Origin of the sequence: Acinetobacter sp. 1130196 (assembly GCF_000588095.1) — a bacterium.
Classification (GTDB): Bacteria; Pseudomonadota; Gammaproteobacteria; order Pseudomonadales; family Moraxellaceae; genus Acinetobacter; species Acinetobacter nosocomialis.
This window is the reverse complement of record NZ_JFWX01000003.1, coordinates 80,666-94,110: the sequence shown is the minus strand read 5'-3', so window position 1 is coordinate 94,110 and position 13,445 is coordinate 80,666. Positions and strand designations below refer to the sequence as shown.

The 13,445-nt window shown below is 39.8% G+C and carries 14 protein-coding genes; 9 read left to right on the top strand and 5 right to left on the bottom strand.

Annotated features, from left to right (window positions below):
* The first annotated feature begins 109 nt into the window (after nucleotides 1–109).
* Nucleotides 110–964: a methylated-DNA--[protein]-cysteine S-methyltransferase gene (locus J671_RS07815; protein WP_031981897.1), complete on the top strand. Its 855-nt coding sequence runs from the start codon at nucleotides 110–112 to the stop codon at nucleotides 962–964.
* A complete protein-coding gene (locus tag J671_RS07810; RefSeq protein WP_004883567.1) occupies nucleotides 961–1,572 on the top strand; it encodes an alpha-ketoglutarate-dependent dioxygenase AlkB family protein in 612 nt (203 codons plus the stop codon). The genes J671_RS07815 and J671_RS07810 overlap by 4 nt, the downstream gene beginning before the upstream one ends.
* Before the next feature lie 195 nt (nucleotides 1,573–1,767).
* On the opposite strand, the gene J671_RS07805 is transcribed toward J671_RS07810, so the two are convergent.
* Nucleotides 1,768–2,541 (bottom strand): IclR family transcriptional regulator, encoded by a 774-nt coding sequence (locus J671_RS07805; protein ID WP_002157015.1) that lies wholly within the window; start codon nucleotides 2,539–2,541, stop codon nucleotides 1,768–1,770.
* A 494-nt stretch (nucleotides 2,542–3,035) separates the two neighbouring features.
* Here J671_RS07805 and J671_RS07800 point away from each other — a divergent pair, with 494 nt between their 5' ends.
* From J671_RS07800 to J671_RS07790, 3 genes are read left to right on the top strand one after another with little or no spacing between them, the layout of a single operon-like run.
* Complete coding sequence (locus tag J671_RS07800; RefSeq protein WP_031981896.1) at nucleotides 3,036–5,135, top strand: FUSC family protein; 2,100 nt, start codon at nucleotides 3,036–3,038, stop codon at nucleotides 5,133–5,135.
* On the top strand, nucleotides 5,128–5,334 hold the full coding sequence (locus J671_RS07795; protein ID WP_002157017.1) for a DUF1656 domain-containing protein: 207 nt from the start codon (nucleotides 5,128–5,130) through the stop codon (nucleotides 5,332–5,334). Before J671_RS07800 ends, J671_RS07795 begins: the two co-directional genes overlap by 8 nt.
* A 39-nt stretch (nucleotides 5,335–5,373) precedes the next feature.
* The gene (locus tag J671_RS07790) at nucleotides 5,374–6,375 is read left to right on the top strand and encodes an HlyD family secretion protein (RefSeq protein ID WP_002156989.1); all 1,002 of its coding nucleotides are present in this window, start codon (nucleotides 5,374–5,376) and stop codon (nucleotides 6,373–6,375) included.
* Nucleotides 6,376–6,433: 58 nt separating this feature from the next.
* On the opposite strand, the gene ruvX is transcribed toward J671_RS07790, so the two are convergent.
* From ruvX to recN, 3 genes are all read right to left on the bottom strand, one after another.
* Nucleotides 6,434–6,874, bottom strand: coding sequence for a Holliday junction resolvase RuvX (gene ruvX, locus J671_RS07785; protein WP_000127528.1), 441 nt, complete (start codon nucleotides 6,872–6,874; stop codon nucleotides 6,434–6,436).
* Entirely contained in the window at nucleotides 6,874–7,428 is a 555-nt protein-coding gene (locus tag J671_RS07780) for a YqgE/AlgH family protein (protein ID WP_001979301.1), read from the bottom strand. The genes ruvX and J671_RS07780 overlap by 1 nt, the downstream gene beginning before the upstream one ends.
* A gap of 126 nt (nucleotides 7,429–7,554) precedes the next feature.
* Nucleotides 7,555–9,222 carry a DNA repair protein RecN gene (gene recN / locus J671_RS07775; protein WP_031981893.1) on the bottom strand — a complete coding sequence of 556 codons (1,668 nt, stop codon included), beginning with the start codon at nucleotides 9,220–9,222 and terminating at the stop codon, nucleotides 7,555–7,557.
* A gap of 114 nt (nucleotides 9,223–9,336) precedes the next feature.
* Between recN and J671_RS07770 the strand changes: the two genes are divergently transcribed.
* The 4 genes from J671_RS07770 to J671_RS07755 all read left to right on the top strand — a co-directional run bounded on the left by J671_RS07770 (nucleotide 9,337) and on the right by J671_RS07755 (nucleotide 12,851).
* The gene (locus J671_RS07770) at nucleotides 9,337–10,647 is read left to right on the top strand and encodes a tetratricopeptide repeat protein (RefSeq protein WP_031981890.1); all 1,311 of its coding nucleotides are present in this window, start codon (nucleotides 9,337–9,339) and stop codon (nucleotides 10,645–10,647) included.
* 76 nt (nucleotides 10,648–10,723) lie between these two features.
* Nucleotides 10,724–11,050, top strand: a complete 327-nt coding sequence (locus tag J671_RS07765) for a pyrimidine/purine nucleoside phosphorylase (RefSeq protein WP_000099685.1) — start codon at nucleotides 10,724–10,726, stop codon at nucleotides 11,048–11,050.
* Between the two features lie 101 nt (nucleotides 11,051–11,151).
* Nucleotides 11,152–11,901 carry a 23S rRNA (guanosine(2251)-2'-O)-methyltransferase RlmB gene (gene rlmB / locus J671_RS07760; protein ID WP_002156969.1) on the top strand — a complete coding sequence of 250 codons (750 nt, stop codon included), beginning with the start codon at nucleotides 11,152–11,154 and terminating at the stop codon, nucleotides 11,899–11,901.
* 35 nt (nucleotides 11,902–11,936) lie between these two features.
* A complete protein-coding gene (locus J671_RS07755; protein WP_006580951.1) occupies nucleotides 11,937–12,851 on the top strand; it encodes a DMT family transporter in 915 nt (304 codons plus the stop codon).
* On the opposite strand, the gene coaE is transcribed toward J671_RS07755, so the two are convergent.
* Nucleotides 12,848–13,444: a dephospho-CoA kinase gene (gene coaE, locus J671_RS07750; protein ID WP_000874125.1), complete on the bottom strand. Its 597-nt coding sequence runs from the start codon at nucleotides 13,442–13,444 to the stop codon at nucleotides 12,848–12,850. The genes J671_RS07755 and coaE overlap by 4 nt on opposite strands.
* Nucleotide 13,445: the final 1 nt, after the last annotated feature.

Below are 13,445 nucleotides of genomic sequence, written 5' to 3'. Positions count from 1 at the left end.
AAGCCTTTCTATAACGAAAGGCTTTTTTTATTTTTGAAGAGTGCAAGAATCGGGTCGTCATAAGACTTTGGCTACTTTAAAGTAAGATTAAGTGCTAAGGAGGTGACAGATGCAAATGCTTTCTTCTCGGCAATTTGCTGTGATTGCCACAATTATTGAATATTTATATGAACATCTAGACCAGCAACCAAGCTTAGAAGATGTCGCTACATATATGGATTTAAGTCCAAGTTATATCCAGCGGCAGTTTCAGGAATGGGTAGGTATTAGCCCTAAAAAGTTTGTGCAATATATGAGCTTGCAGCAGGCAAAATATTATTTAATGCAGCAACGTAGCTTATTAGATACTGCTTTAAATACTGGACTATCGGGTACGGGTCGTTTACATGATTTGTTTATTCAGCTTGAGGGGATGACCCCAGGTGAATATAAGCAGCAAGGTGATGGGGTTGAACTGAATTATTCAGTTGAAACAAGCCCATTTGGTGATTTATTAGTAGTAAGTAGTGATAAAGGGATTTGTTCTGTTCGCTTTGTTGATAGTCGTGAAAATATTGAAGACATCATTAAACAATACTTTCCGAAAGCTCAACTAAGAAATCACTCTCCGATTTGGCATCAGCAAATTGCACAGTGGTTTAGACAAGATTTTTCAGAACACTTACAGCAGAAATTACCGCTTAATCTTGCAGGAACACCATTTCAGCTTCAAGTGTGGGAAGCATTACTTACTATTCCCGAAGGACAGCTACGTACTTACCAAGATATTGCTGAGCAAATTGGAAAACCTAAAGCAGTCAGAGCAGTCGCTACAGCAATTGGACAAAATCCGATTGCGTATTTAATTCCGTGTCATCGAGTCATTCGTGCAACAGGAATGGTCGGTGAGTACCATTGGCAAAAAGGGCGTAAACTGGCATTGTTAGCTTGGGAAATGGCTAAGCAGCAAGGGGAGATTGCATGACACTAGATTTATTTTCTCCGGAGCCTTGTTCAAACTTATTGCCTTATGAAGGTGAGGTTCAGGATTATGGATGTATTTTAAGTACGGAAGAAGCCGAACAATATTTTCATTATTTGTACCAACATTTGGCATGGCGACATGATGAAGCGAAGCTATATGGCAAGCACTTTATTACACCCCGCAAGGTTGCTTGGTATGGAGATGAGCATTATCGATATAAATATTCTGGTGTCTTTCGTGATTCTTTACCGTGGGACAGAGCACTTGCCAAGCTAAAGCAGCAAGTCGAGCAGATTCTTTCAGAAAAATTTAACTCTTGCTTGGCAAATCTTTATGAAGACGGAACGCAAGGTATGGCTTGGCATAGTGATTCGGATGTGTCTTTAGCTAGAACTACTACAATTGCTTCTTTAAGTTTTGGAGCAACGCGGAAATTCTCTTTTAGACATATTCAAACCAAGGAAAAAGTTGAGATGTGGTTACAACCGGGTCAACTTATTGTGATGCGTGGTGAGACTCAACAATATTGGCAACACCGTTTAAATCGTTCTACAAAGATTTTACAACCGCGTATTAATCTGACATTCCGTCAGTTCAAATTTTCATAAGTTTTATTCTAAAAAATGGGCAAGAAAAAAGCCCATGATGGCAGCATGAGCTTATTCCTCTGAGGGAGAGCCTTCTATTGATGAGCTGCTGATGAAAAGAATCATCAATAGGTGCTAAAATCATAATATGAGAATATTTAGATATTTTCAATGCTTCAAAGTGTAAGAAAACTTTAAATTATCAAAAATATTATTTTAGATCTCGCCTTTTTCGGAAAGTTCCATAAAGCGCTGTTCTATTAATGCAGCATTTTCTTGCAAAATTTCAATGAGTTTTTCAATATTTAAAAAATCAAAGCGATTTTTTGATGCGACTAGTGTTAAAGCTAATGGAACTTCTTTACTTGAAAAACGAACGGGTACAGCAAGCCCTGAAACATTAGGATCAATCTCACCTTGTGAGAAATAGAAGCCTTGTTTCTTTATTTTACGCATGCGTTGGATAAAGCTTGGTTCATCCAGAGCAAAACCTGACTGTGATAACTCATGTTGAAAACGTTGATAATAGTCATGCATGCGCTGTTTACTTAAATGTGACACCATTGTTTTTGGTGATGCTCCAACATAGATCGGACGTGGACAACCTCGGCCATATGAAAGTAGCTCTGTATCTTTAAAAATCTCATGATGAATATCAATGCAGTAGTCATCATTTAAATAGGTGAGTAAACAGCAAAGTTCAGTGCGTTCAACAATGTTACGCATAAACGGCGTACTGATTTGAACTAATGGATCGGTTGTTCTGGATACATAGTCAAGAACTGCTATTTTTGAGCCTAAAGTGTAATCGCCAGAAGTACCATTAATACGTTTTAATAAGTCGGCTGATACGAGTTCTTTCAGATAACGATAGCTGGTCGGTTTAGACAAGCCAAGTTCTTCGCAAATAATATCGACATTAATCACTGGTCGTGAAACTGAAAATAAATCCAGTACGGTTAAAATTTTGCCAAAACTTGAAATTGCCATGATGTCTTATTCGTATCCTTAATAAACGGGTCACACTTGAGTTCTTATAACAGAAAAATTGAAGCTTTGTCTCAATTCCAAGATAACTACCTGATTTAAATATTTTACGCTCAGAATCAGGAAAGTTCTCTTGATTCACACATCATATATGATTAACTAAAAACATATCAAATTATCAAATAAAGATATTTTAGTTGACTAAATCACTTTATTTTGAAAAAATTGTGCAGCAAAATATCTAATCGAGAAATTGGTTTACTCTGCCGACTTTTTCGATGTCTCTCCTTTCCTAAGCTTGGTCGTATAAATAGCGGCCAAACTGAAATCATCTCGGTACATCATGCAGAGATGTAGGAAAAATCATTGTATTGAAGGATGCTCTCATTAACTCATTTGTCTATAAGGCAAATGACAAAGTCGTGTTGTCTTTTTAAAAGGCAAATGGACACTGATGAGCATGCTCATCAGTTCAAATCTGTATTTGAGATGAGTTCATGTTATTAAAGCAAATACTGGCTTTCCGCCCGAGTAAGCTGGATCTAATTTTTGCAATAAAGACATTTATTGCCGGCATGTTGGCATTATTTGTTTCGTTTGAATTAGACCTGATTAATCCAATGTGGTCGATCGGTACCGTCCTGATTATCGCCAACCCTTATTCGGGTATGGTGTCGTCTAAGTGTGTCTATCGTGTTTTAGGCACGGTGGGTGGTGCCATTGTTGCGTTAACAATAACACCTCACCTGATTAATACGCCGTGGATATTTACGGTTGTGTTGTCACTATGGGTGGGCTTTGCGCTTTATGTATCCTTACTCGACCGGACACCTCGCAGTTATGCATTTATGTTGGCGGGTTATTCAACTGCAATGATTGCGTACAACGCGATTACTTATATTGATCAGTACAATATTTTTGATATTGCTTTGGCGCGTGTACTTGAGATTTCCATTGGTGTGATTTCAAGTGCAGTGGTTTCAGCGACTATTTTGCCTATGCATATTGGTTCAGCCATTAAGCAGCGTGTAACTAAGACACTCAAAGATACAGAAAACCTATTTGCTAATTTGTTAAATGCAGATCAGCAGCAAAACAATACACAGCTTTTGGCTGCGATTACTCGTGATACCACCGATATTCATGCTCTGGCAGTTCACTTGAGCTATGAAAAAGGTGAGTTACATGGCATGACCAAACCTTTGCAAGAAATGCTCCATCAAATGTCGATGGTAGTTGCAAACTTAGTTGCTTTGTCCGAGCGAATTAAACAACTGCAAGAACTCAATTTTATTGAAAGTCATTCAGACAAATTAAAGCAGCTTTCAGGTCATGTTATTCATTTTCTTGAACAAAAAGACCAGATGACTGATGAAAATGTTTTGCAGTTACCTGACGAATTTGAAAATGATTTCTTGAACTTAAATGACTCGGCTTCTGAACATCAGCAAGTTTTATTGGCTGCCATGAAAATGGATGTCCGCCACTTTATTAGTAATGTTTTAGCTGTAAAAGTTTTATGGCAACGCATCAAGCAAGGTAATAAAGAGATTCCAGATAACATTACCCCAATGACGACTAAATATCCAAGTTTGCACCGAGATCATGGTGTGGCAGTCAGAGGCGGTATTAGTGCGGTACTCATTACATTTATTGTGACTGGTGTGTGGATTCTCTCTGGTTGGAAAGCTGGATTTATGATGGCACAGATTGGTGCAGTAACTGCTTGTATTTTAACGGCCTTAGATAACCCTGTTCCTGTCTTGCGTATTTTTATATGGGGCAGTGTGGCTTCGGCTGTTTTAGTGTTTATTTATGCTTTTGGTGTTTTTCCTCATGTCACTACATTTTGGGAACTTGGGCTCGTTTTGTTGCCGATGTTCTTATTTGCGGTTTCTATGATGGCGAATCAAGCACTTATGCCAGTGGGAATGGTGCTGGGTATTAACACCATGATGGGTCTGAACTTGCATAATGCTTACAGTATGGATGCAGTGTCTTACCTAGACAGCTCATTTGGTATGGTTATGGGCGTATTGGTGTCTCTCATTGTGATAGATGTTGTACGTGCCATGTCACCCGATACCAGTGCAAACCGTATTTTAGCTTTACATTATCGCGCGATGCGTCAAGCGATTTATATACCTTATGGCATTGAATTCAAAGTTCATTTGCGTGCGATGTTAGACCGTGTTGGTGTTTTAAATACCAAAATGGTTCAGTCAGAAGAGATTAAAAAATCGATTCATCAAGCATTGGTTGAATCAAGTGCGATTGTTGATTTAAGCCGACTTCAAGAGTTAGCAAATCAATTTCAGCCATCTTCAGAACTAGCTCATCACATTGGCCATTTGCAACAAGATTTAGATGAGCTGTTTAGAGCCAAAGAAAATGAAAAAGATGAAAGTGATGTATTGGTACAGCACATTCATCAGACCTTGTTTGAACTTAAACAACTTGCTTCACATATTGAAGATATGACTTTGCGTCAAAGATTATTTATTTCGCTAAATAATATTGCTTATAGCATGTGTCATGTTTCATCAAACCAAATGAATGCAGATCGTACGCTTACAGGAGCCACAGCGCATGGGTGAGTTTAATGTCTATGGTATTTACCTGCCCGCTTTGCTCGTCCAAGCCTTATTTGCATATATATGTTTCCGCTTGTTAAGTCCTTTAACTAACAAATGGATTGCACAAGGCTGGATTGCACTACCCAGCATTTTCAATTTGTGTTTTTACCTTTTACTACTTTTGGTGATACACCAAATTTTTGTTGGGTTAGGTGCTTAAAGATGATTGCCAGATTAAAGATTGAGTTAGGTGAGTAAAATGAATCAATTGGAGTTGAAAAAAGTCATCCGTCCAGTGATTTTGATTGTCGCATTAATGATTGCGGTCTATACCATTGTGCATTTATGGAACTACTATAATGCAGCGCCGTGGACACGTGATGGCCGAGTTCGTGGTGACGTTATTCAAGTCTCCTCAGATGTAGCAGGACTTGTAACGGAAGTATTGGTTCAAGATAACCAGACTGTCAAAAAAGGTCAGGTGCTTTTTAAAATTGATGTCTCTCGCCGAGCTTTAGATGTAGAGCAAGCAAAGTCTGATTTGGCAAAAGCAAAAGCGGCATATGCTCAGGCACAAGCAGGTTTAGCACAAGCCAAAGCAAACTTGATTAAGTCGAGCACTAACATTAAGTTAGCCGAGAAAAACGCAAACCGTTATTCAAACTTAATGGATGGCGCGATTTCTAAACAAGAACAAGATCAGGTCTTTGCAACTCGCGATCAATCACATGCGGAACATGAGCAACTCCAAGCAGCTATTCAACAAGCTGAAGCCACTATTAAACAGCAACAAGCATTGGTTGAAGCAGCAACAAGTAACTTACATTTAGCAGAACTCAATATGCACCGTGCCGCTGTTGTTGCACCGGCAGATGGAACACTCTCTAACTTTGATTTGCGCCCTGGTAACTATGTCCAAGTTGGTCAAGCGGTGGCAGCATTGCTGGATCGTAAACAACTTTATGTGGTGGGATATTTTGAAGAAACAAAATTAGACCGCATTCATATTGGCGATCAAGCAAGTGTGCAATTAATGGGTGACAGTCAGAAAATTAAAGGCCATGTGCAAGGTATTGCATCGGGTATTGAAGATCGTGAGCGTTCAAGTAGTTCTAAACTGCTTGCAAACGTAAACCCGACGTTTAGCTGGGTTCGTTTAGCACAGCGTGTACCTGTAAAAATTGTGTTAGATGAAGCACCAAAAAACGAGCTGGCTTTTGTTTCTGGTCGTACTGCTACAGTACATATTATTGAAAAATAAAAAATTGAAGTTTTTAAACCCAATAAAAAAGCATGTGTAAAACATGCTTTTTTATTTTTTATGGTGTTAAACCAACTGGATTGCGATACCAGCTTTGAATCAGCAAAGCTGCGGCAAAACTATCTGCTGATAATTTCTTTGCACGGCCTTGTTCTTGATAAAAACCAAGTTCTTCTCTTGCTTCACGGGTGGTGAGTCGTTCATCGACCATCCATGTTTCAATATTGGTTTGATGGCGTAAACGGCGTGCAAACTTACGTGCACGTGTAGAAAGCTCTGATTCGCTATCATCCATATTTAATGGAAGACCGACAATGAACAAATCAGGTTGCCATTCTTTAACAATTTTTAACAGTTGGTCCCAGTTGGGAATCCCATCTTTCATCACAAATAATGGCAATGGATTAGCACTTTCAATTGCAGATTGGCCGATCGCCATTCCCATTTTTTGAGTACCAAAGTCAAAAGCCATAATTGATTTTGATTGTGTTGCAGTCATTAAGCATGTCCGATTTCAGAAGCCAGCCATGTACGATCTACACCAATTTTTTTATAGGCTGCATCCCAACGGTCATCGTACGGCAAGTTAAAAATCAGATCCATGTCGGCATCACAAATGAGCCAGTCACCACGAGCAATTTCATCTTCTAGCTGGTTTTTACCCCAACTCGCATAACCGAGGGCGATTTGGTAGCGACCAACACCTTCGTTATGTGCAATTGCATCGAGAATATCTTTACTGGTGGTAATACAGACATTTTCACCGACAGCAATAGAGGAGTGCCATGTTGGTTGACCAGTATGAAGGACAAAGCCTGCTTCAGGGCGTAAAGGTCCACCTTGTAAAACCTCATGCGGATTTACATTGTCTGCATCAATGTCTAAATCATTGAGTAGTTCTTTAATTTGGATACCAGCAGGGCGATTGATAATAATACCTTGAGCACCTTCTTCGTCATGGCGAGCAAGATAAATTACAGTATTTGCAAAAAAGTCATCTGCCATTTCTGGCGGGGCAATCAGACAACGGTGAGTCATGTATTGTTTGGTCACCTAAGCGGTTCTCCCTCAAAAAATGTCGCTATAGGGTCTCTCGACCCTTTTTATGTATATAGGTTCTTTTTATCAACATACAAGAGTTAATCGGATTTCGCCAATCTTTTTCTCTCATTTTCTTTATTAATTTGAAGAAGCCTGAAATTTAAGTTGGCGTAATTGTTTAGCATGCTGCAAGGTCGTTTCATTAATTTCAACTCCACCTGACATACGTGCTAGTTCAGAAATAATCTGATTTTCATCGAGTTGTACGATGGTGCTGCTTGCCGGATCTGTTTGCTGTTTTTTAACTAACAAATGTTGATCAGATTGTGCAGCGACCTGCGCTTGGTGAGTAATACATAGCAGTTGGACATGCTGAGCCAAATCGGCAAGTAATCGTCCAACCACTTCGGCCGTACCACCACTAATCCCGACATCAATCTCGTCAAATACCAAAACTTCTGCTTCGGTCTTTTCAGCATTCATCACTTGCATGACGAGTGCAATACGTGAAAGCTCACCACCCGATGCCACACGCGCCAATGGTTGTGGTGGTATGCCTTTGTTGGCAGTAAATAAAAGTTGAATAAAGCTTAAGCCTTCTGCACTTGGTTGCTCTAATGGCTCAAATTTAAACTCAAAGTGTGCTTCAGGTAGTGCCAAAGGCTTAACCTGCTCGGTTAACTGTTTGGCAAGTGGGATAGCTGCTTCACGACGAATATTGTCTAAATGCTGGGCTTTGTCTAAGAACTCTTGATGTGACTTTTCTACTTGTTCTGCCAGAGTCTCTGGGTCTTCAAGTTGATGCAACTGTTCAAGCTCATTTTGCCATGTTTCGTACTCTTCTTTCAGCGTCTCTGGCTGAGTACGGTATTTACGTGCCAGACGATGGAAAACTTCCAATTTGGAATTCAGTTCTTCCATCCGTTCAGGGTCAAAGCTCTGACGGTCAATAAATTGACGTAAATTTGATGTTGCATCATCAATTTCACTTTGAGCATTAAGTAAAGAATTATAAATTTCAGAAAGCTGTTCACTACGTCCAGCATGAGATTCTAGTCGGCGAATGATCGATGACATTTCTTGAGTAATGTTTGGTTCAGCTTCATCAAGCGCATTCAAGCTATAGCTACAATCTTGCATGATATGTTCATGATGACTGAGACGGTCAAACTCTTGCTCGATTTCTTTGTAATCGGTCTGAATGACTTCCTCAAGTTCTTCGATTTGCAGCTCTAAGGTCGCAATACGTTGTAGACGAGTTGCTTGAGCATCTAAGGCTGCTTGGTGTAAACGAATCGTGCGTTGCCATGTGCTATAAGCTTCGCGGACATCATTCGCTTCAGCATAAAAATTGTTATAACGGTCTAACCAATGCTTTGGATAAGGTGGTTCAAGAAGCTGTTGCTGGCTGTGCTGGCTATATAATTGAACCAATAGGCGCCCCAATTCTTTAAGCTCAGAGAGGCTACTTGGGCGGCCATTCACCCATGCTTTACTACGGCCAGTTGCGAAAATAACACGACGTAAATGAATTTCCCCAGAATCATCATCTAGCTCATGGTCTTGTAACCATTTTGCCTCAGGGCTATTGTTCTGATAAGTGAAAACTGCGGTTACATCCGCTTTGTCCGAACCATAGCGGACATAATTTGTATCTGTACGTTCCCCTAAGCAGGCAGAGAGTGCATCCAGTAATAATGATTTTCCGGCACCTGTCTCACCTGTTAGAACATTAAATCCTTGTTCTATATCAATAGCTAAATGATCAGCTAATGCAAAATTGATTAAAGTTAAATGTGTGAGCATAAACGCATCCAACGCGCCAAATTATGGGTTAAAGATAGAGAAGTTTTGAATTTGCTACAAGTGATCTATTATTCTAAATGAAATTATAGAACAGCAAGATTGCGGAACTTTACAATGAAAAAAACATTAAGCTTACCGAAAGCACCAATAGGGATGATGAACCGCCATAAAAAAACAAATCCTGCTGAAATGAATAAAATTTTAAGTCAGCATTTTAATGCATTTAAACAGGCTGCTGCACAAGGTGATTATGCCAAAGCTTATCAGCATGTAAAAAAAGCGGTAAATCTAGTGCCACAGCATCCTGGAGCACTATCTGATTTAGCTTATACTGAGCTGCGGTTACGCCGTTATGACGATGCATATCAACATTATATGCAAGCTATTAAAGCAAGTGGTTCCAACGTTAATACAAATTTATATGATGGCTTAACCGAAGTTTGTCATCATTTAAATAAAAAAGAAGAAAAAATCAAATTTGGGCGTTTAGCCATTTCAACAAAAAAAGAACTCACAAAGAATGAGCCTGCTTTAAATATACCCCCGCATAAACCTGTACCATTTAGTCCCAATCCGCAAGAAAACATTATTGCTTTTTCTTTATTTGGAGCAAATCCGCGTTACTGTGAAACTTCAATTTTAAATACTAAGTTAGCACAAGAAATTTATCCGGAATGGACGTGTCGGTTCTATATAGATGATACCGTTCCTGAACTTGTACAAAAACGTTTACAAGCAAATGGTGCCCAAGTAGTACATGTCAGCTCCACTCAAAAACAGTTATCTGGTTTATTTTGGCGCTTTTTAGTCATGGATGATCCACTAGTTAAACGATTTTTGATACGGGATGCTGACTCTATCGTGTCTTATCGTGAAAAAGCTGCTGTCGATGCTTGGCTCAAGAGTGATCAATGGTTTCATTTAATGAGAGATAGCTATTCTCACACTGAATTAATTTTGGCGGGAATGTGGGGTGGTTGCTCAGGTATTTTTCATAATATTGAAGCACATGTCAGAGATTATGTCGCCACTGGAAATTATCCGGACAATCGGGTCATAGATCAGCATTATCTTCGTTATCGTGTTTGGCCGACTTTAAAACAAAGTGTGCTTGTGCATGACAGCCAGCAATTTGATGAAAATGGCGTCGATTTTCCGGCTTATGAGTCAGCTTCAATGCAAAATGACCCAGACAATTTTCATGTTGGCATGGATAATGGTTCACCAGTGGTTACAACTGCTGTGACACACCCAACTGCAGAGAAAGTTTATTGGGTTGTATTCGATGAAAATCACGATGAAGTTTGCAGATATGATGCAATAGTGTCGAAGAGTCGAAATATTGAAGTAAATTTACCCCACGCTTTTGCTAAAAAAATTCAGTTACAGCAGTGGAAATTACAAGTCTATCCGTATGAAAACTGATTGATTAGTTATTTAGGCACAATTAAACTACATTCATCATAATTTATATAAATGCGGCATTATCTGGAGAGTGTGCATGAGTTCAACCCAATTTGATCATGTAACGGTCATCAAAAAATCAAATGTTTATTTTGGTGGAGCATGTATCAGCCATACCGTGCAATTTGAAGATGGAACGAAAAAAACATTAGGTGTTATTTTGCCGACTGAGCAGCCTTTAACATTTGAAACACATGTTCCTGAGCGTATGGAAATTATTTCAGGTGAATGTCGCGTTAAAATTGCAGATAGCAATGAAAGTGAATTGTTCCGCGCTGGTCAATCATTTTATGTACCAGGCAATAGCGTTTTTAAAATCGAGACTGATGAAGTACTCGATTATGTTTGCCATTTAGAAGGCTAAGAAATTCCTGTTTAAATCGGGTACACTATGCCCAAAGAAATCCTGTGAAGTTGGCTTTGCAGGATTTTTATTTTTTGCTCAAACGTTGTTAGAGGTCATGCATGGCAAAACCGGAATATTATTATGGCGTTCACTCAGTGGAGTCATTGTTAGAACTTGAGCCGGAGCGCGTGCTGACCTTGTTTACATTGAAGGGGCGCGATGATCAACGTTTACAAAAGATTTTGCAATTGGCTGAGCCTTTTGGAATTAGCGTACAAAAAGCAAGCCGTGAAAGCCTTGAGAAGCTTGCAGGCTTACCATTCCACCAAGGTGTAGTTGCGGCAGTACGTCCGCATCCGACGTTAAATGAAAAAGATCTCGATCAGATTTTGGCTGAAACTCCAGATGCCTTATTGCTGGCATTAGATCAGGTGACAGACCCGCATAACTTAGGGGCTTGTATTCGTACAGCCGCTGCAATGGGTGTTCAAGCAGTCATTGTTCCTCGTGATCGCTCAGCAAGCTTAACTCCAACTGCTCGCAAAGTCGCAGCGGGTGGGGCCGAAAAAGTTAAATTTATTCAAGTAACAAACTTAGCGCGTACTTTAGCGCATCTTAAAGAGACAACTCACGTACGTGTGATTGGTACAATGCTTGATGAAAGTGCTTTGCCTATTCAAAAATGTGATTTCTCTGGCCCAGTTGTCATTGTTATGGGTGCAGAAGACACAGGTTTACGTCCAATTACTCAGGCACAGTGTGATCATAAAGTTTATATCCCGATGTCTGGGAATTTACAGAGCCTAAATGTGAGTGTGGCAACAGGTATGGCACTTTATGAGGCTTGCCGTCAGCGTTCTGAGGTATAATTTAGCTGCCTTTCTCGTTTTAAAGCAGTCTAAATATGTCTCCCCGTAAGCAAGGTTATTTTTTTGTATTGGTGACCATGTGCATTTGGGGCGGGTTTACGCTTTTTGCCCGTTTAAATGCACAATGGCACATTAGTGCTTGGGATATTGCTGCACTGCGCTTCGCTATTGCTTTCCTCATTTTGATGCCTATCTTAATTTATAAAAAAGATCTCGCTTTTTTATGGAGTAAGCATGCGGTTATTTTGGCGCTCATTGGTGGAGTCATCTATTGTCTCACCGTCTATACTGCGTTTCTTTATGCGCCAGCTGCACATGCCGCAATATTTTTAAATGGTTGTATCCCCATCTGTACAGCTATAGCTGCCTATATTCTATTTAGACAACCATTTGATAAACATACATGGGTGAGTCTGGCAATTATGATCACTGCCTTGGGCCTCATGAGTGCATTAATGCTACAAAGTAGTACCTCTGCTTTTGGAATTGGCGATTTACTTCTGTTTATCAGTGCAATTTGGTGGGGGATTTTTACTGTACTACTTAAACAGTGGAAACTCTCTGCCTGGCACTCTATGGCAAGCGTCGCGATTTGGTCTGCAATTATTTATTTGCCGATTTACCTATTATTCTTACCTAAACATTTTATGGATGTAGATCCTGTACATTTGGCTGTACAAGGCATTTTTCATGGCGTATTTGTCGTTATTATTGCAACGTTGACTTATGTTGCTGCTATTCAACGTCTTGGTGCTTTTAAAACGGGAAGTATTGTAACTTTGGCGCCGTTTATTGCAGCTATTTTAGCTGTACCTTTACTTGGTGAATCATTAAGCCCATCAATTGTTGTGGGCTTGGTAGGTATGGGGGTAGGCGCTTTACAGCCTTGGCGCTGGTTTAGACAAGATAGCCTGACACAAAAGATTAAACAGCAAAATACACAAAATTAGTTTGCACGCTTCAAATAGCTTTGATGTAAAGGCTCTAATTGCTGATATAAATGTTCGAGTAATCCATCGTTAAACACTATGTCATTGGCAAGCTCACGTTTTCGTTCGCGTGGCATTTGTGCAGCAATGATTTTCTGGATTTGTTCTTGGTTTTGCCCATCGCGCTGGCTTGCACGCTGAATTTGAGTTTGTTCACTCGCATCAATTAGTAGCGTGTGATTGACCAGTTCATGTTGATTTGTTTCAAACAATAATGGCGAAACTAAAATTACATAAGGACTTTTAGGATTTTGTAGCTGTTGAATAATAGATTGACGGATTGCAGGATGGGTAATTTGCTCAAGTGTATGACGCGCTTGTGGATTTTGAAAAATATATTCACGTAAGGCACGACGGTCTAAACTGCCATCGGGTTGAAGCACCCAGTCTCCAAAAGTTTGCTGAATTTTTTGAAGGGCAGGTTGGCCCTTTTCAACCACTTCGCGAGCAACAATATCGGCATCGACGACTTGGATTCCTTGGGATTCAAACCACTGTGTTGCAGCTGATTTACCACTGCCTATACCACCTGTGATTCCCAGAATAAAAGCCATC

What these genes read in the sequence shown, in the direction of transcription:
- J671_RS07815 (WP_031981897.1), top strand. Translation starts at nt 110, where the DNA reads ATGCAAATGCTTTCTTCTCGGCAATTTGCTGTGATTGCCACAATTATT.
- J671_RS07810 (WP_004883567.1), top strand. Translation starts at nt 961, where the DNA reads ATGACACTAGATTTATTTTCTCCGGAGCCTTGTTCAAACTTATTGCCT.
- J671_RS07805 (WP_002157015.1), bottom strand. Translation starts at nt 2,541, where the DNA reads ATGGCAATTTCAAGTTTTGGCAAAATTTTAACCGTACTGGATTTATTT.
- J671_RS07800 (WP_031981896.1), top strand. Translation starts at nt 3,036, where the DNA reads ATGTTATTAAAGCAAATACTGGCTTTCCGCCCGAGTAAGCTGGATCTA.
- J671_RS07795 (WP_002157017.1), top strand. Translation starts at nt 5,128, where the DNA reads ATGGGTGAGTTTAATGTCTATGGTATTTACCTGCCCGCTTTGCTCGTC.
- J671_RS07790 (WP_002156989.1), top strand. Translation starts at nt 5,374, where the DNA reads ATGAATCAATTGGAGTTGAAAAAAGTCATCCGTCCAGTGATTTTGATT.
- ruvX (WP_000127528.1), bottom strand. Translation starts at nt 6,874, where the DNA reads ATGACTGCAACACAATCAAAATCAATTATGGCTTTTGACTTTGGTACT.
- recN (WP_031981893.1), bottom strand. Translation starts at nt 9,222, where the DNA reads ATGCTCACACATTTAACTTTAATCAATTTTGCATTAGCTGATCATTTA.
- J671_RS07770 (WP_031981890.1), top strand. Translation starts at nt 9,337, where the DNA reads ATGAAAAAAACATTAAGCTTACCGAAAGCACCAATAGGGATGATGAAC.
- J671_RS07765 (WP_000099685.1), top strand. Translation starts at nt 10,724, where the DNA reads ATGAGTTCAACCCAATTTGATCATGTAACGGTCATCAAAAAATCAAAT.
- rlmB (WP_002156969.1), top strand. Translation starts at nt 11,152, where the DNA reads ATGGCAAAACCGGAATATTATTATGGCGTTCACTCAGTGGAGTCATTG.
- J671_RS07755 (WP_006580951.1), top strand. Translation starts at nt 11,937, where the DNA reads ATGTCTCCCCGTAAGCAAGGTTATTTTTTTGTATTGGTGACCATGTGC.
- coaE (WP_000874125.1), bottom strand. Translation starts at nt 13,444, where the DNA reads ATGGCTTTTATTCTGGGAATCACAGGTGGTATAGGCAGTGGTAAATCA.